Raw genomic sequence first — 14,317 nt, 5'->3', positions numbered from 1 at the left:
TCTTCACCTGTGCCGTCGACCCACCCGCAGCGTCAGCCCAGGCTCAGTCGCAGCCACAGCGCCAGCAGTCCCGCCAGCAGCACCGGCGGGGTCAGGCGCAGCCCGGCGCGCAGGTACTCGCCCCAGCCGACCTCCAGCCCCCGCCCGCGCAGGACGTGCAGCCACAGCAGCGTCGCCAGACTCCCGATCGGCGTGAGCTTCGGCCCGATATCCGCGCCCACCACCGCGCCGAACACCAGCGCCTGACGCGCCGCGCCACTCACGCCACTGCCCTGGATGCCCAGGATCGCCGTGAGCAGCGCCGGGAGGTTGTTCAGCCCCGCGCTGAGCCCCGCCACGCTGAGGCCCGACGCGAACACCGCCGCGCCCGTTCCGTGCGCCGCCCAGCCCGAGAGCCACGCCCCGTACGCGCCGGTCACGCCCGCACCGCGCAGGCCGTACACCACCGTGTACATCGCCAGACTGAACGCCACCACGTTCCACGGCGCGGCCCGCAATACCGCCCGCGTGCCCACGTGCGCGCTGCGCGCCGCGACCACCCACACCAGCCCCGCGCACACCGCCACCACCGCACTGAGGGGCACGCCCACCCCCTCGGCCAGGAACGCCCCGGCCAGCAGCAGCGGCGTGACCAGCCACCCCGCACGGAACACGCCCCACGACCGCACCGCGCTGCCCGGCGCGGGCAGATCCGCGACGTCGTAGCGGCGCGGCAGGGTCCGCCCGTAGAACACCAGCAGGGTGCCCAGGCACGCCGCGACCACGACCAGATTCACGGGCAGCATCACGCCCGCGTACCCGCCGAAACTGATGCGGAACGCGTCCGCCGCGATGATGTTCGTCAGGTTGCTGATCGTCAGCGGCAGACTCGCCGCGTCCACCACGAACCCCACCGCCAGCGCCAGGGTCAGCGTCGCCGCACGGCTCAGGCGCAGCGCGCCCGCCAGTTCCAGCACGATCGGCGTGAGGATCAACACCCACCATCGTTCGCGAACAGTGCCGCCACCACCGCGCACAACCCCACCAGCAGCGCCAGCAGCCGCCGACCACTCCCACCCCCCCAGCGCGCCACGTGCAGCGCCGCCCAGCGGAACAGACCCGCCGCGTCCAGCAGCAGGCTCAGCACGATCAGACCCACCAGTGTCAACGTCGCGTTCCACGTCGCGCCCCAGAGGGTCGGCAGGTCCGACAGGTGCACCACGCCCGCCAGCAGCGCCAACACCGCGCCCAGCGTCGCGGCCCGCGCCGCCCCCAGCCCACGCGGCTGCCAGACCACCAACGCCACGGTTCCCAGCACGATCAGCACCGCCCACATGACCGGCACTCTAGTCCCGGCGGCGGCCCCACATGCCCGCGTCAGCCGACCAGCGTCACCCAGCCCAGCGCCAGCAGGGCCAGCGGCGCCAGTCCGGCCACGCCGAAACCCCCCAGTAGCGCCCCGACCACCCCCGGTGCCATCGCCGCCGCGTACTGCAGCTGCGCCGCCACCGCCGGGTCCCCGACCGACTCCCCCAGCGCCGCGCGCACGCCCAGCGCCGCCCACGGCGTCAGGACCGCCGAGAGGAGGACGGGCCACCCGCCGCCCGCCAGCAGCGCGCCCAGCAGCGCGGCCCCGCCCAGCGTCAGCGCTGCCGGGAGGTGACCCGCCAGCCGCGCCCGGCGGCCCGGCACCGGCGCGAACGGCAGGTGCGTCGGCGTCCGCAGACCCAGCGCCGGGACCAGCAGCAGGCCCGCCACGACCGGCTGCCCCAGCGCCGCCCCCACCCCGGCCAGCGCTGCGCCCAGCACGCCCGCCAGGAGCTGAGAACGACGGCGCGTGAGCTGCAGCGCCCCCCGCCACCACAATGCCCCCAGCGGAGACGCGCGGTGCAGCGTGGGCACCCAGCGACGCGGCGGCTGCAATCCATCGGCGTTCACGTCCGGCACGGGCAGCCCGAACCGGCGCGCCCCGGCCCGCACCGCCTCCACCTCCAGTTGCACGAGGAGGCGCGGGGGCAGATCGTCCGCGAGCGTCCGCGCCCAGTGCCCTGCGGCCCCCAGCAGGGCCAGCGCGGCCCCCACCGGCAGCAGGGCCGGGTGCAGCAGGCCCAACAGCGGCAGCGCGGCCAGCGCCGTGACCAGCCACCCGGACCGCCCGGCCAGCCGCTGGACGTGCCGCGCGGCGTGCAGCGGCTGGCCGCCCGCACCCAGCCACGGGAGGCTCAGGGCGAGCGGCCACAGCGCCGGGCTCCAGGCCAGCAGGGCCGCCCCCAGGGCCAGCCCGGTCAGGGCGCCGGGGAGCGCCGCGTGGGCCAGTGCCGGAGCCAGCGCCCACGCCGGACTGACCGGACCCCGCAGCGCCGCCCACTCCAGCCCGCGCGGACTCAGCCCAGGCCGCGACCCGGTCAGGCCCAGCAGCAGCCACCCGCACGCCAGCGCCACCGGCAGCGCCCACGGCACGCCCACCGGCGCAGGCGGCAGCATGGGCCACACGCTGAGCACCGCCACGCCCGCGCAGCCCAGCAGAAACGCCAGCATCAGCGGCACGCCGCCCAGCCGCCACGCGCCCCACGTCCACGCCAGTTCCCGCCGCGCCGACCGCCACCACCAGACCAGCCACGCACGGTCGGCGGGGGTCACGCGGGCTCCAGCGTCACGCGGCGTACCGGCAGCCCCGCGAGTTCCTCGCCGTGCGTCGTGACGACCAGCGCCCCACCCGCCGCCGCCCGCGCCCGGATCGCGTCCAGCAGCGCCGCGCGCGAGGCGGTGTCCAGCGTTCCGAACGGTTCGTCCAGCAGCGTCAGCGCGCAGCCCAGCCCCAGCGCGCCGCTCAGCGCGACCTTCTGCCGCGTGCCGCGCGACAGCTCGGCGGGCCACGCGTCCAGCCAGCGCGCCAGCCCCAACGACTCCGCCAGCGTCAGCAGCGGAGCCGCCGGGCGGGACCACAGCGCCGCCAGGAACGCCAGACCCTCCGCGACCGTCAGGTCGTCCGGCAGGGCCGCGTCCGTCGGCACCCACGCCGTGTCCGCCCGCGCGCCCCGCGAACCCGGCGCGCCGCCCAGCACCCGCACCTCGCTCCCCGGTCGTTCCCCGACCAGGACGCGCAGCAGGGTCGTCTTGCCCGCCCCGTTCGGCCCGCACAGGTGCAACACCTCTCCGGGCCGCAGATTCAGTTCCGGAACGCGCGCGAGGGGCCGCCCCGCGACCTCCAGCGTGAACGGCGGGGCGGCGAGGATCGGCGGAACAGTCAGGGACATCGCGATTCTGTACGCCCCGACCCTGCGGTCCGTTCCGGGAGCCCCTCCGGTTGCCCTGACCTGCCCCTCTTCAGCCTGCCGTATCCTGCCCCTACCATGAACCGAATCTCGCGGTGGCTGCCGCGCCTCCTGGCTGGCCTGATCGTCCTCGTTGCCGTCCTGGCGGGCGTCGTTTACGCCCTGACCGACCACCCGAAACCCGAACAGGCCGCCGACCTGACCTGCCCCGCCACGGCCCCCACCCTGAAGGCCGGGCAGGACGTGCGCGTCATGAACTGGAACGTGCAGTACCTCGCCGGGCGCGGGTACGTGTTCTTCTACGACACCCTCGCCGGGGACGGCCCCGACACCCGCCCCAGCCCCCAGAGCATCGCCCGCACGCTGGACGAGGTCACGCAGGCCATCCGCGAGGAGAACCCGGATCTGGTGCTGCTGCAGGAGGTCGACCGGGACAGCAGGCGCACCGACTACGCCGACCAGCTGGCCCTGATCCAGGCGAAACTGAACGGCGCGTACCCGTGCGCCGCCACCACGTACTACCACCGCGCGACCTTCGTGCCGCACCCCAGCATCATGGGGAAGGTGGGCCTGAGCCTCTCGACCCTCAGCCGGTACCGCATGGACAGCGCCACCCGCTACCAGCTGCCGCGCATCTGCGGCGACCCCGTCACGGTCGCGTTCAACTTCAAACGCGCCGTGCTGGGCGTCACCCTGCCCGTGCAGGGCGGCCAGCCGCTGAGTGCCTTCAACACCCACATGGACGCCTTCGCGCAGGGCTGCGACACCATGCGCAATCAGGTGGCGTTCATCGGTGACCTGCTCGGCCGCACCAGCGCACCCTGGGTGATCGGCGGGGACTTCAACCTGCTGGGCACCCGCGCCGCGTACGACCGCCTGCGCGACCGCGAGAAAGCGTACTTCAACCCCGACACCGAACTCGCCCCCCTGACCGCCAGGTACGCGTCGTTCCCCAGCCCCGCGCAGATCGACAGCGGCAACCCCGCGTTCATCACCCACTACGCCAACGACCCCGCCGTCGGCAAACCCGACCGGACCATCGACTACTACTTCTACTCCGCGGGACTGAAACATGCCGATGAGCGCGTCCGGCAGGACGAGCCCAAGATCAGCGACCACTACGCCTTGCTGACCACCCTCACCCTGCCCTGACCGCAGAGAAAACAGGGGGGGCGGAGTGTGTGAGCACCTCCGCCCCTTCTCGTTCAGTGGTCGTCCGGGCCGTGCGGCTCGATGGGGAAGATGCGGTCCGCGAACACCTCCAGACCCCGCGCGCCCGCCCGGCCCTGGCACGCTTCCGTGGGCGTGCACAGCGTCACGTACCGCGTGCGGCGCGCCGCGATCGTCACCCGGTACATCAACGCCTCCGAGCGGCTGCGGGTGTAATGGCACAGGTCGCAGTGCAGCGCGTTCTTCCCCTTCGGGTCGATCGGCGTGAACTCCGCCAGCTGATCCCCGTGCACCAGCGCCAGCCGCCCGTCCGCGACCGGGTACAGGCCCAGCGTGGGCGGCGCGCCCGAATCCCGCTCGCCGAACAGCTCGCGGTGCGTCTCGGGGAACAGTTCCCGCAGCAGGTCCTGCACGCTGTGCGCCTGCTCGCGGGCCTTGCGGTGCGGGTCATTCATGAGAGGCAGTGTAGGGCCACCCGCCGCGCCCGATGGTGGACAGAGGCACAGCCCCGACGCGCCCCCCGGCGCTATCCTGGGCAGCAGTGATGCGGATTCCGTCTGTTCCGTCGGCCACCCGGAAAGTCACCGGGTGGCCCACTCCACGCCCGGAACCCGCTCTACTCCTTCTCTGCGCTGCAGCTCTACGAGTCGCCTCCGCTCGGATGGAACGGTTCTTGCAAACCATTCCATCGGAGTCCGTGTGAGGTCCCGAACCGCCAACCGCAGTGGCATCGTCATCCGGCGGCGCGTGACGCCCGCCGGGGACATCCTCGTCACGCTGCTGACCCCGCAGGGCAAACTCAAGGCCGTCGCGCGTGGCGGGGTGCGCGGGCCGCTGTCCAGCCGCCTGAACCTGTTCCATCACGTCGGCATGCAGGTGTACCAGGGACCGCAGAACGACCTCGCCAGCGTGCAGCAGGCTGTGCTGGAGGGCGCGCTGCCCACCCTGGCGCAGCCCGAGCGGTACGCCTTCGCGCACCTGCTCGCCGAGTTCGCCGAGGCGCTGTACCAGGAAGGGGAATTCAGCGAGCAGGCCTTCGAGCTGTTCGCGGGCGCCCTGCGCGGCGTCGCGCACCAACCGGACCCGGAATGGGTGGCACTCGTCATGAGCTACAAACTCCTGGCCCTGGCAGGCTTCATCCCGCAGACGGCCCGCTGCGCCCGCTGCGCGCAGGACCACCCCACGCACCCCGATCCGCTCGGCGGCCAGCTCCTGTGCGGCAGTTGCGCGGCGCTGCCCGCCTACCCGGACCCCAGCCTGGACTTCCTGCGGAACGTCGCCCGTCGCACCGTCCGCGCCAGCATGGACGCCCCCCTGCCCGCCGAGCAGCGCCCCGCGCTGTGGCGCGCCCTGGAACGCTTCGTGACCGTGCAGATCGGCAGCGTCCACTCCTGGCGGCAACTCGTGCCCACCGGCACAGCCCTCAGCGCGTAGGGGAGAGGGCGACCTACTCGCCCAGCGCCGCGATGGCGCCCAGCAGCGCCACGGGGGCCGTCTCCGCCCGCAGGATGCGCGGGCCGAGCGTGACGGCGTGCGCGCCCCCCTGCACGAGCGTCTGGACCTCGACGTCGGTCAGGCCGCCCTCCGGGCCGGTGATGATCGTGACCGGGGCGTCCCAGGTGACGACGTCGGACACGCGGACCGCCGAGCCGGGCTGCGCGACCAGCGTCAGGCCGCCGGGCTGGAAGCGCGCCAGCGGCACCGGGGCCAGGACGGGCGGGACGACGGCGCGGCGCGACTGCTTGGCGGCTTCCTGCGCCACGCGGTTCAGGCGCACGAGTTTCTGATCGCCGATCTCGCGGACGTCCGCGCGGGCGGTCACGAGCAGCTGGATCTGCGCGGCCCCCAGTTCAGTCGCGGCGCGCACGACGTCCGACAGTTTGTCGGCCTTCAGCAGCGCCACGGCGACCGTCAGCGGCCAGGGGGTCTCGGCGGCACCCTCGATGGCGTCGCCCAGCGTCAGCACGGCGCGCACCTCGTTCAGTTCGGCTATCTCGGCCAGGGCTTCCGCGCCGCGCCCGTCGAACACGCGCACGGTGTCGCCCGCGTTCAGGCGCAGGACGTGCAGGTGCCGCGCCTCGCCCGGCCCGAGCGTCATGGTGTCCGTCAGGGCGTCCACCCGCAGGCGGTGCCGGGGCAGCCTCGCAGGGGCGTCCGTCATTCGCCCGCGCGGGCGGTCACGAGTGCCCACTCGCCATCCGTGCGGACCTGCACGTCCGTGAACCCCTCGCGGTCCAGCGCGCCTTGCACCAGCGGCAGCTTCCCGGTCAGGATCCCGGTCAGGATCAGCGGTCCGCCGGGGCGCAGGTGCCCCACGTAAGCCCCGACCAGCAGGTCGTGCAGTTCCGCGTACAGGTTCGCCACGAGCACGTCGAACACGCCGTCTGCGACCACGTCACCCGGCAGGTCGTCGCCCAGCGTGCCCACCATGAACGCCGTGCGCCCCTCGGGCACCGCGTTGTCCCGCGCGTTCTCATCGGCAATCGGGATCGTGATCGGGTCGATGTCCACGCCCAGCGCGTACTCCGCGCCCAGCAGCGCACCCGCGATCGCCAGCACGCCACTCCCGGTGCCCACGTCCAGGATCGTCTGCCCGTCCAGGTTCAGGTCCGACAGGGCCTCTACGGCCATGCGGGTCGTCGCGTGGTGCCCCGTCCCGAACGCCATGCCCGGCTCGATCACCAGTCCCACCTGCGTGGCGGGAATCTCGGCGCGCAGCCACGGCGGCACGATCGTCACGCGGCCCGCCTGCACCGGGCGCAGGTTCGCCTTGAACTCCGCCAGCCAGTCCTGATCCGCCTCCTGCCGCCACTCGCCGTCCCGGATGGCCTCGGGCAGCTCGGTCTCCTCGTCGAAGTACGCGCGGATCAGCCCGGCGCGTTCCTCCAGACCGGTCGCCCCGGCCTCCCACAGCAGGTCGAGGTGATCCTCGCGCGTCTCGAACGTTCCCGGAAGGTGATACACCAGCATCCCTGTAGTTTACCCGCGCGACGCACGTCTGCACGCCGGGCACGCCCCGCGCGGGGGCCGCACCTATACTGGCGCGCATGAAACTCGCGATCGTCGGCGTCGGCAAACTCGGACTGGCCCTGCTGGAAGGCGTCACCGCCCAGGGCGTCCTGCCCCCCGCAGAGATCGGCCTGCTCGACGCGAACGCCGCCCGCGCGCAGGACATCGCCGCCCGCACCGGCGCCCGCGTCATCACCCAGGCGGACCTGGGCCGCGCCGAACGCATCCTGATCAGCCTGCAACCCCGCGTGTTCCCCGAAGCCGCCGAGTGGCTCGCGCAACCCAACGCCGGGTACATCAGCACCATGGCCGGCGTGTCCGTCGCCGCCCTGACCCGCCGCCTGGGCACCAAACGCGTCGTGCGGGTCATGCCGAACCTCGCCGCGACCATCGGCCACAGCCAGACCGCCATCACCGGCCCCAGAGAGGCCGGGGACGCCGGGGACCTCGCCTTCGCGCACGGGCTGTTCGGCGCGGTCGGCGACGCGTACGACCTCCCCGAGCACCTCTTCAACGCCTTCACCGGCATGAGCGCCAGCGGCCCCGCCTACGTCGCCGTGGTCGCCGAAGCCCTCGCCGACGGGGGCGTCCGCATGGGCCTCCCGCGCCCCCTGGCGAACGAACTCGCCGCGAAACTCCTGATCGCCACCGGCGAACTCGTCCAGCGCCGCGCCCACCCCGCCCTCCTCAAGGACGAGGTCGCCAGCCCCGGCGGCACCACCATCGCCGGACTCGCCGCCCTGGAAGCCGCCGGGGTGCGCGGCGGAATCATCGAGGCGGTCGTGCAGGCCACCCGGCGCGGCACCGAACTCGGCAAAGACCAGGACTGAACACCCCTGTCAAAAGGTCGAAGGGTCTGAGGAAGGCAGTCCGCTCAGACCCTTCGACCTTTTGACCCTCGACCCCGTCAGGGAATGTCGAGTTCGCCCTGCCATCCGGCGGGAAGGTTCAGCAGCTGATTCAGGGGCGTGTCGCCGTGTTTGAGGAGGTACGTGAGGAAGTTCAGTTCGCGTTCCTGTGGCGTGCCGTTGGGGAGGAGGTGGGCTTTCAGGCGCGTCAGCTGGCCGCTGCGGTCGTTCTCGGCGCGGGCGAGGGCCTGCGTGGCGAGTCGTTGCAGGTGCGCGACGCGGGCGACGGTGCGGGTGCGGGTGCGCGCGGCGGCGCCGACGAGGGTGGGGTCGAGGTCGGCGATCTCGGCGGTGAGGGCGTCCAGGCGGGTGGTCAGGTCGTTCAGGCGCTCGGTGGTGACGGCTCCGGCGTGGCGTTCGGTGGCCAGGGCGCGGCCCAGCACGCCGTCGGGGTCCGCCTGGACCTGCGCGGCGGTGGCGTTCAGGCGCGTCAGCAGGCGCGTGACGTTCGGTTCGCGCCACGTGACGCTCAGGCGAGGCCACAGCAGCGGCTGCCGCAGGCCGTGCAGGGGGTACACGTCCCGCAGCTGCGCGCCGTACGCGATCTCGCCGGGGCCGACGACGAACGCCACGGTGGGCAGCAGGGCGTCCTGCACGGCGGGTCGCAGGCCAGCGGCGGGCGTGAGGCGCGTGGGGTCGGCGTCCAGCAGCGTCAGCAGGTCTGCGCGGGTGTAGCGCCGTGTGGCCGTGACGAACGCCTGCCCGTCCACGCGCAGCAGGCGGCGCTGCCCGTCGTCCTCCTCTATGAAGAGGTTCGTGGCGCCGTCCGGGCGGCGCAGCTGCGGCTCGAAACCGTCGGCGATCATCCGCGCGGCGGCCGCCTCGATGGCCCGCGAGGACGCCAGCGGGTCGTCCAGTTCCCGCGCGAGGGTGGGGGCCATCAAACGCGCCAGGGCCGGGTGCATCGGGTCGAGCACCAGCAGGCCCGCGCCGCCCAGCAGCCCGTGGATCAGGCGGGCGAACACGTCGGCGTAGCCGCCGCCCGCCTGCGCGGCCCGGTCGAAGCGGGCGCGGACGGCCGCGACGTGCTCGGCGGGACCGTCGAAGGCGTCCAGCAGCGCGTGCACCTGCGCCGTCCACTCGGGGCGCCAGGGCACGCGGCCCACCGGGACGCCCTCGGGGACGTCCAGGGTCAGGCGGTGCAGACGTTCGCTGGCGTCCAGCAGGGACGTGCTCGCCACCTCGGCGGCGTCGTGGTCCTGGCTGGCGATCCAGTACACCGCGACGACCGGGGCGTCCTCGGTGTTCAGTTGCCGCGCCAGCAGCGCCGCGTCCGCGCCCTTGTGCACCGAGTACGCCGGGCCGGTCAGGGCGCCCGCCTGCTGCCCGGTCACGACCACGCGGGACGCCGGGTGCGCCAGCCGCGTCAGCTCTGCCTCGACGGCCGGGGTCAGGGTGCCCAGGTCGCGGTGGTAGGCGCGCAGCGCGTCCGCGAGGGCCACGCGGTCGATGTCGGGTCGGGTCTCGCCCAGCGCGGTTTCCAGCGCCCCTGCGGGCAGGCGCACGTAGTCCAGCAGCCCACCGTTCCTGTATTCCGCCCCTGCGTTTCGCGCCATTCCCCTTCCTTCCCGGTGCCCGCCGCCTCAGGTGCGGTCCGGCCCGATCCCGACCCGTTGCGGTCGGTGTGCCCACCCGTTCTCGCTGAGAATCGGGCGCGGCACTGCAACGGGTGTCACACTACACCAGAACCTAAAGCGGCGGCGTGCTGCGCGTCCCGCCCCTGACCGTCAGCGCAGCGGCTCCTGCGTCGCCCGTTCCAACCCCGCGCGGTCCGTCAGGATGATCCGCCGGTACCCCAGGTCCAGCAGCCCCCGCGACCGGAAATCCCCCAGCAGCTTCGTGATCGTCTCGCGGGTGCTGCCCACCACGTGCGCCAGATCCTGATGCGACACCCGGTCGCGCAGCGCCAGCGACCCACCCTCCGGCCAGGGCCCCTCGCGCTCGGCGAGGTTCAGCAGCGCCAGCGCCAGCCGCTGCGACACCTCCAGGAACACCAGCCCCGACAGGCGCTCCTGCACGCCGCGCGTCTGCCGCGTGATCTGCTCGGTCAGGGCGACCGCTACCGCCGGTTGCGCCTGCGTCAGGCGGCCCAGGACGTCGCGGCCCAGCAGCAGGCCCTCGGTGTCGTCCATCGCCTCGGCGTACATGCCGCAGCGTTCGCCCGGCACCAGCGCCGACGCGCACAGCAGCGACCCCGCGCCGTGCACGTCCAGCGTCACCTCACGCGCGCCGGACCCCAGGCGGTACAGCCGCACCGAGCCGCGCAGCAGCACGAACAGCGTCTCGGCCGGGTCCTCCGGGTGGAACAGCAGTTCGCCCCGGCCCCAGCGTCCCACGCGCCCCGAGGCCGTCACCTGCGCCTGCACGTCCGCAGGCAGGGCACCGAAAGCACCGGGTAACATGCCCCGCAGTATGCCCCACACAGCGCGCCGCGCGCGAGGGCACCCACCCTTCGGAGGACGCGACGCCGCGCTGGGGTGCATTACAATCCACCCCAGCATGACCATCCCCACCCCACGCCAGCGCCTCACACTGTTCGACCTGCCGCTGGACGTCGTGACGCTCGACGAGACCCTGGACCGCCTGGGCGACCTGATCTACCGCCAGCCGCGCGCCCCGCACACCGTCGTGACCCTGAACCCCGAGTTCATCGTGCAGTCCCGCACCCAGCCGGACTTCGTGAATGCGATGCAGGTCGCGGACCTCGTGACCGCCGACGGTGTGGGCATCGTCTGGGCCGCGCGGCAGCTGACGGACACCGAGGTGCCCCGCGCGCCCGGCTTCGACATCGTCCAGGGCCTGATGGCGCGGCACGGTGCGGACCTGCGTGTGTTCTTCCTGGGCGCCAAGCCCGGCGTGGCCGAGGTCGCCGCGCAGAACGCCGCGCGCGACTACGGCATCCAGGTCGCCGGGGTCCACCACGGGTACTTCGACCTGCCCGAGGACCAGCGCGTCGCGGAACTCGTCCGCGACAGCGGCGCCGACCTGCTGCTGACCGCCATGGGCGCCGGGCGGCAGGAGACCTTCAACCAGTACTGGCGGCAGGTCATGAACGTCCCCGTCATGATCGGCTGCGGCGGCGTGATCGACGTGCTGGCCGGGAACGCCGACCTCGCCCCCGCCTGGACGCGCCGAATGGGCGTCGAGTGGATCTGGCGCGTCGGCCTGGACCGCAAACGCTGGAACCGCGCGCCGAGGCTCGCGCAGTTCGTGCGGATGGTCCGCGCCGAGAAGAAACGCCTCAAATAACGCCAGCCGACAGGGTGAGGGAGGTGCGGGAATGACTCCGTGCACCTCCCCCTCCTGTCGTCCCGGCGCTCCGTCAGGGCGTCTGAACGTCCGTCTTGCCCTTCGCGGCGCTGGCCTTCGTCCGTTCCGCGCGGGTCCTGTACACCTGATGCATCTGCTCCAGTTCCCCGGTGCAGGGCTGCTGCTGCGCCAGCGGCAGCGCGCTGAGCTTGTCGTCCAGCGTCACGCACCAGCGCGCCGCGAACATCCGCTTCACGGCCCGCAGTGCCGGGCCCGAACCTTCCCCGCCGAACTGGAAGAACGCCACCACCGCGAAGGTCGGCGTGCCGTCCTTCCCGATCGGTCCGTAGCCCTCGTACCACGCGTGCGTGTACGCGTACCCCTGCCGGGAACTCGTGCCGTTCTCGGCCGTGCCGGTCTTCCCGGCCGTCCGCACCGGGAAGCGGTCCGGGCCGATCTCGTGCTGCGCGGTGCCGTAACGGGTCCCGGCGGTGGTGCCGCTCATGCCCTCCTGCACGAACTTGAACGCGTCGACCTTGCCGTTGTACACGACACTCGTGGTGGGCTTCAGCGGTTGACGTTCCCCAGCCATGCTGCGCAGCACGGTCAGTGGCCGCTGCTGCCCGTCGTTCACGATGGTGCTCATCACCCACGCCACCTGCGCGGGCGTGACCTGCACGCTGCCCTGCCCGATACTCATGTTCAGCGCGAAGCCCGGGTACCACGGGTCCTGCGGTGACGTGTACTCGTCCGGGCCGCGCATCTCGCCCAGTTTCTCCCCGACGATCTCCAGCCCCGTAGGCCGCAGGTACCCCAGTTCCTTCATGCGCTGCACCAGCGTCCGCCCGTAGCGTTCCGGACCGGCCGACGCCGCCGAGTGGTAATACCACGGGTTGCACGAGTACGAGATCGCCAGTTTCCCGTCCACCACGCCCAGCGGGTACCCCGCCCAGTTCTTGCGCGGCGCCCGCCCGAAGTAATACACCGGGTTGCACGGCAGCGAGAAGTTCCCCCAGCGTTCCTCCTGCATGAGGGTCGTGGCGATCTTGAACACGCTGCCCGGCGCGTACGCCTGCACCGCCCGGTTCGCCGTCACGGCGTCCAGTTCCGCCAGCGGCCGGTTCGGGTCGATCGCCCAGTTCTTCGCCTTCGGGTCCGGGCTCGGCACGCGCGAGAACCAGTTCGGGTCGTACGTCGGGGCGCTCGCCATCGCCAGCACCTCGTTCGTGCGGGGGTCCAGCGCGATCACCGCGCCCCGCGCGTACGGTTCGGGCGCCTTGCCGTGCTTCGCGCGGCCCCTGTTCACGTCCGCCAGTCCCTCACGCAGAGCCGTCTCGGCCGTGCGTTGCAGCAGCGAGTCGATGGACAGCACCACGTCCTTGCCCTTCACGCCCGGATCGATCACCCGTTCCGTCTGGGGTTTCCCGGCGGCCGTCACCTCCCGGCGGCGCAGGCCGTTCTTGCCTTCCAGCGTTTGCTGCAGGCTGTACTCCAGCCCGGAGCGGCCCACGAGGTCTCCCTGCGTGTACCCGTCCTCGGTGATCTGCGCTTCGGACGCCTCCTGCACGTACCCCAGCAGGTGCGCGGCCATCTTGCCCTGCGGGTAGATGCGCTCGACCCGCTCGCGCAACTCCAGGCTGGGGACCAGCACCGTGTACTCGTACAGCGCCGCCAGCCGCTCCTGCGGGATGTTCCGCGCCAGGACCGTGGACGGTTCCCGCTCGTAGTCCGGTTCGCGCGGCTGGCCGTTCACCAGCACGTCCCCCCCAATCCCCGCGAGGTACACGATCTTGTCCCAGCCGGGAATGGGCGTCTCCCGGTCCGATTTCCGCAGGCGTCCCGTGTACACCAGGTCCACCGCCAGCCGGTTCGTGGCGAGCAGCACCCCGTCCCGCGTGCGGATCTCGCCACGCAGGGCGCGCAGCACCTCGTCCCGCTGGTAGTTGCTGGCCGAACGCACCGCGAACTGATCGTGCAGCGACACCTGCAGGTAGTACAGCCGCGCGCCCAGCAGGGCCAGCGCCACCGTGAACCCCACCGCGACCTGCTGCACGCGCGTCGCGCCACGCTCCCGCCGCTCCGAGCCCGCGCCACCCCCCGCGCGGCGCCGCATGCGGTCCCGGCGTTCATACAGGCGATCGGCGCGACTCACGCGAGCTGCTCCTCGACCGTCACGCGCGGCCCGAACGCCCACGCGACCAGCCGCTCCCACAGCGGCGCGATCAGGAACGTCCCCACGAACACCAGCGGCGGCGTGACCGCCAGCACCTGCGGCGTCACCAACGGCTCACGCAGCCAGTACGTCAGGAACAGGAACACCAGCCACTGCCCCGCCACGCCCAGCAGCACGCCCAGCAGCGACTGCACCAGCCCCGCGTCCGCGAGGTACCGCCGCGCCCACACCACCAGCAGCGCCGCGCCCGCCAGTCCCGCCGCGTGCAGGCCCAGCATCCCGCCGCCCAGCACATCCTGCATGAAGCCCAGCGCGTACGCGCCCAGCAGCGCCGCCACCGGGGACCGCCGCGCCGCCAGACCCACCGCCGTCAGCAGGAACAGGTCCGGGGCGGGCACCCCCACCGCGTCCGCCAGCCGCGCCAGCAGCCCCTGAACAAGAATCAGCAGCAGCAGGTACACGACCAGCCGCGCCCAGCGCACCGAGCCGCGCCCCGTCACCGGACGGATCATATGGACCCCATTCGAGCGGACACGACTCGCAGAGCTGCCCCG

The 14,317-nt window shown here is 72.9% G+C and carries 13 protein-coding genes and 1 pseudogene; 4 read left to right on the top strand and 10 right to left on the bottom strand.

What is annotated here, in order from left to right; all coding sequences use genetic code 11:
- Nucleotides 1-32 precede the first annotated feature (32 nt).
- The 3 genes and pseudogenes from arsB to EXW95_RS03950 form a co-directional block, all read right to left on the bottom strand.
- Nucleotides 33-1,315 (bottom strand): annotated as a pseudogene (gene arsB, locus EXW95_RS03960) (arsenical efflux pump membrane protein ArsB).
- A 41-nt stretch (nt 1,316-1,356) separates the two neighbouring features.
- Nucleotides 1,357-2,619: a hypothetical protein gene (locus EXW95_RS03955; protein WP_174366358.1), complete on the bottom strand. Its 1,263-nt coding sequence runs from the start codon at nt 2,617-2,619 to the stop codon at nt 1,357-1,359.
- The gene (locus tag EXW95_RS03950) at nt 2,616-3,236 is read right to left on the bottom strand and encodes an ATP-binding cassette domain-containing protein (protein ID WP_174366357.1); all 621 of its coding nucleotides are present in this window, start codon (nt 3,234-3,236) and stop codon (nt 2,616-2,618) included. Before EXW95_RS03950 ends, EXW95_RS03955 begins: the two co-directional genes overlap by 4 nt.
- A 96-nt stretch (nt 3,237-3,332) precedes the next feature.
- Here EXW95_RS03950 and EXW95_RS03945 point away from each other — a divergent pair, with 96 nt between their 5' ends.
- Complete coding sequence (locus EXW95_RS03945; protein WP_174366356.1) at nt 3,333-4,406, top strand: endonuclease/exonuclease/phosphatase family protein; 1,074 nt, start codon at nt 3,333-3,335, stop codon at nt 4,404-4,406.
- Nucleotides 4,407-4,459: 53 nt separating this feature from the next.
- Here EXW95_RS03945 and EXW95_RS03940 read toward each other — a convergent pair whose 3' ends face one another.
- Nucleotides 4,460-4,879 carry a hypothetical protein gene (locus EXW95_RS03940; RefSeq protein WP_174366355.1) on the bottom strand — a complete coding sequence of 140 codons (420 nt, stop codon included), beginning with the start codon at nt 4,877-4,879 and terminating at the stop codon, nt 4,460-4,462.
- Nucleotides 4,880-5,123: 244 nt separating this feature from the next.
- On the opposite strand from EXW95_RS03940, the gene recO reads away from it, so the two are divergent.
- Complete coding sequence (recO, locus tag EXW95_RS03935; protein ID WP_058976403.1) at nt 5,124-5,858, top strand: DNA repair protein RecO; 735 nt, start codon at nt 5,124-5,126, stop codon at nt 5,856-5,858.
- A 13-nt stretch (nt 5,859-5,871) separates the two neighbouring features.
- Here the strand turns inward: recO and EXW95_RS03930 are convergent, their stop codons facing one another.
- Together EXW95_RS03930 and EXW95_RS03925 are read right to left on the bottom strand one after the other, a co-directional pair.
- Nucleotides 5,872-6,585 (bottom strand): 16S rRNA (uracil(1498)-N(3))-methyltransferase, encoded by a 714-nt coding sequence (locus EXW95_RS03930; protein ID WP_174366354.1) that lies wholly within the window; start codon nt 6,583-6,585, stop codon nt 5,872-5,874.
- Entirely contained in the window at nt 6,582-7,394 is an 813-nt protein-coding gene (locus tag EXW95_RS03925; RefSeq protein WP_174366353.1) for a 50S ribosomal protein L11 methyltransferase, read from the bottom strand. Before EXW95_RS03925 ends, EXW95_RS03930 begins: the two co-directional genes overlap by 4 nt.
- 77 nt (nt 7,395-7,471) lie before the next feature.
- Here EXW95_RS03925 and proC point away from each other — a divergent pair, with 77 nt between their 5' ends.
- Nucleotides 7,472-8,263 (top strand): pyrroline-5-carboxylate reductase, encoded by a 792-nt coding sequence (proC, locus tag EXW95_RS03920; RefSeq protein ID WP_174366352.1) that lies wholly within the window; start codon nt 7,472-7,474, stop codon nt 8,261-8,263.
- Nucleotides 8,264-8,340: 77 nt separating this feature from the next.
- Here proC and bshC read toward each other — a convergent pair whose 3' ends face one another.
- Nucleotides 8,341-9,897 carry a bacillithiol biosynthesis cysteine-adding enzyme BshC gene (bshC, locus tag EXW95_RS03915; protein ID WP_174366351.1) on the bottom strand — a complete coding sequence of 519 codons (1,557 nt, stop codon included), beginning with the start codon at nt 9,895-9,897 and terminating at the stop codon, nt 8,341-8,343.
- 171 nt (nt 9,898-10,068) lie between these two features.
- Nucleotides 10,069-10,743 carry a Crp/Fnr family transcriptional regulator gene (locus EXW95_RS03910; protein ID WP_174366350.1) on the bottom strand — a complete coding sequence of 225 codons (675 nt, stop codon included), beginning with the start codon at nt 10,741-10,743 and terminating at the stop codon, nt 10,069-10,071.
- Between the two features lie 97 nt (nt 10,744-10,840).
- Between EXW95_RS03910 and EXW95_RS03905 the strand changes: the two genes are divergently transcribed.
- Nucleotides 10,841-11,590: a WecB/TagA/CpsF family glycosyltransferase gene (locus EXW95_RS03905; protein WP_174366349.1), complete on the top strand. Its 750-nt coding sequence runs from the start codon at nt 10,841-10,843 to the stop codon at nt 11,588-11,590.
- Nucleotides 11,591-11,663: 73 nt separating this feature from the next.
- Here EXW95_RS03905 and EXW95_RS03900 read toward each other — a convergent pair whose 3' ends face one another.
- A complete protein-coding gene (locus EXW95_RS03900) occupies nt 11,664-13,742 on the bottom strand; it encodes a peptidoglycan D,D-transpeptidase FtsI family protein (protein WP_371809900.1) in 2,079 nt (692 codons plus the stop codon).
- Nucleotides 13,739-14,275 (bottom strand): rod shape-determining protein MreD, encoded by a 537-nt coding sequence (gene mreD, locus EXW95_RS03895; RefSeq protein ID WP_174366348.1) that lies wholly within the window; start codon nt 14,273-14,275, stop codon nt 13,739-13,741. The genes EXW95_RS03900 and mreD overlap by 4 nt, the downstream gene beginning before the upstream one ends.
- Between the last annotated feature and the right edge of the window lie 42 nt (nt 14,276-14,317).

It is taken from the genome of Deinococcus sp. JMULE3, from assembly GCF_013337115.1.
Classification (GTDB): Bacteria; Deinococcota; Deinococci; order Deinococcales; family Deinococcaceae; genus Deinococcus.
The sequence above is the reverse complement of the archived record's forward strand: the minus strand, read 5'-3'. Positions and strand labels throughout refer to the sequence as shown.

Bases quoted from the DNA above. Each gene is read 5' to 3' on its own strand.
- EXW95_RS03950 (WP_174366357.1), bottom strand. From the start codon at position 3,236: ATGTCCCTGACTGTTCCGCCGATCCTCGCCGCCCCGCCGTTCACGCTG.
- EXW95_RS03945 (WP_174366356.1), top strand. From the start codon at position 3,333: ATGAACCGAATCTCGCGGTGGCTGCCGCGCCTCCTGGCTGGCCTGATC.
- EXW95_RS03940 (WP_174366355.1), bottom strand. From the start codon at position 4,879: ATGAATGACCCGCACCGCAAGGCCCGCGAGCAGGCGCACAGCGTGCAG.
- EXW95_RS03930 (WP_174366354.1), bottom strand. From the start codon at position 6,585: ATGACGGACGCCCCTGCGAGGCTGCCCCGGCACCGCCTGCGGGTGGAC.
- EXW95_RS03925 (WP_174366353.1), bottom strand. From the start codon at position 7,394: ATGCTGGTGTATCACCTTCCGGGAACGTTCGAGACGCGCGAGGATCAC.
- proC (WP_174366352.1), top strand. From the start codon at position 7,472: ATGAAACTCGCGATCGTCGGCGTCGGCAAACTCGGACTGGCCCTGCTG.
- bshC (WP_174366351.1), bottom strand. From the start codon at position 9,897: ATGGCGCGAAACGCAGGGGCGGAATACAGGAACGGTGGGCTGCTGGAC.
- EXW95_RS03910 (WP_174366350.1), bottom strand. From the start codon at position 10,743: ATGTTACCCGGTGCTTTCGGTGCCCTGCCTGCGGACGTGCAGGCGCAG.
- EXW95_RS03905 (WP_174366349.1), top strand. From the start codon at position 10,841: ATGACCATCCCCACCCCACGCCAGCGCCTCACACTGTTCGACCTGCCG.
- mreD (WP_174366348.1), bottom strand. From the start codon at position 14,275: ATGATCCGTCCGGTGACGGGGCGCGGCTCGGTGCGCTGGGCGCGGCTG.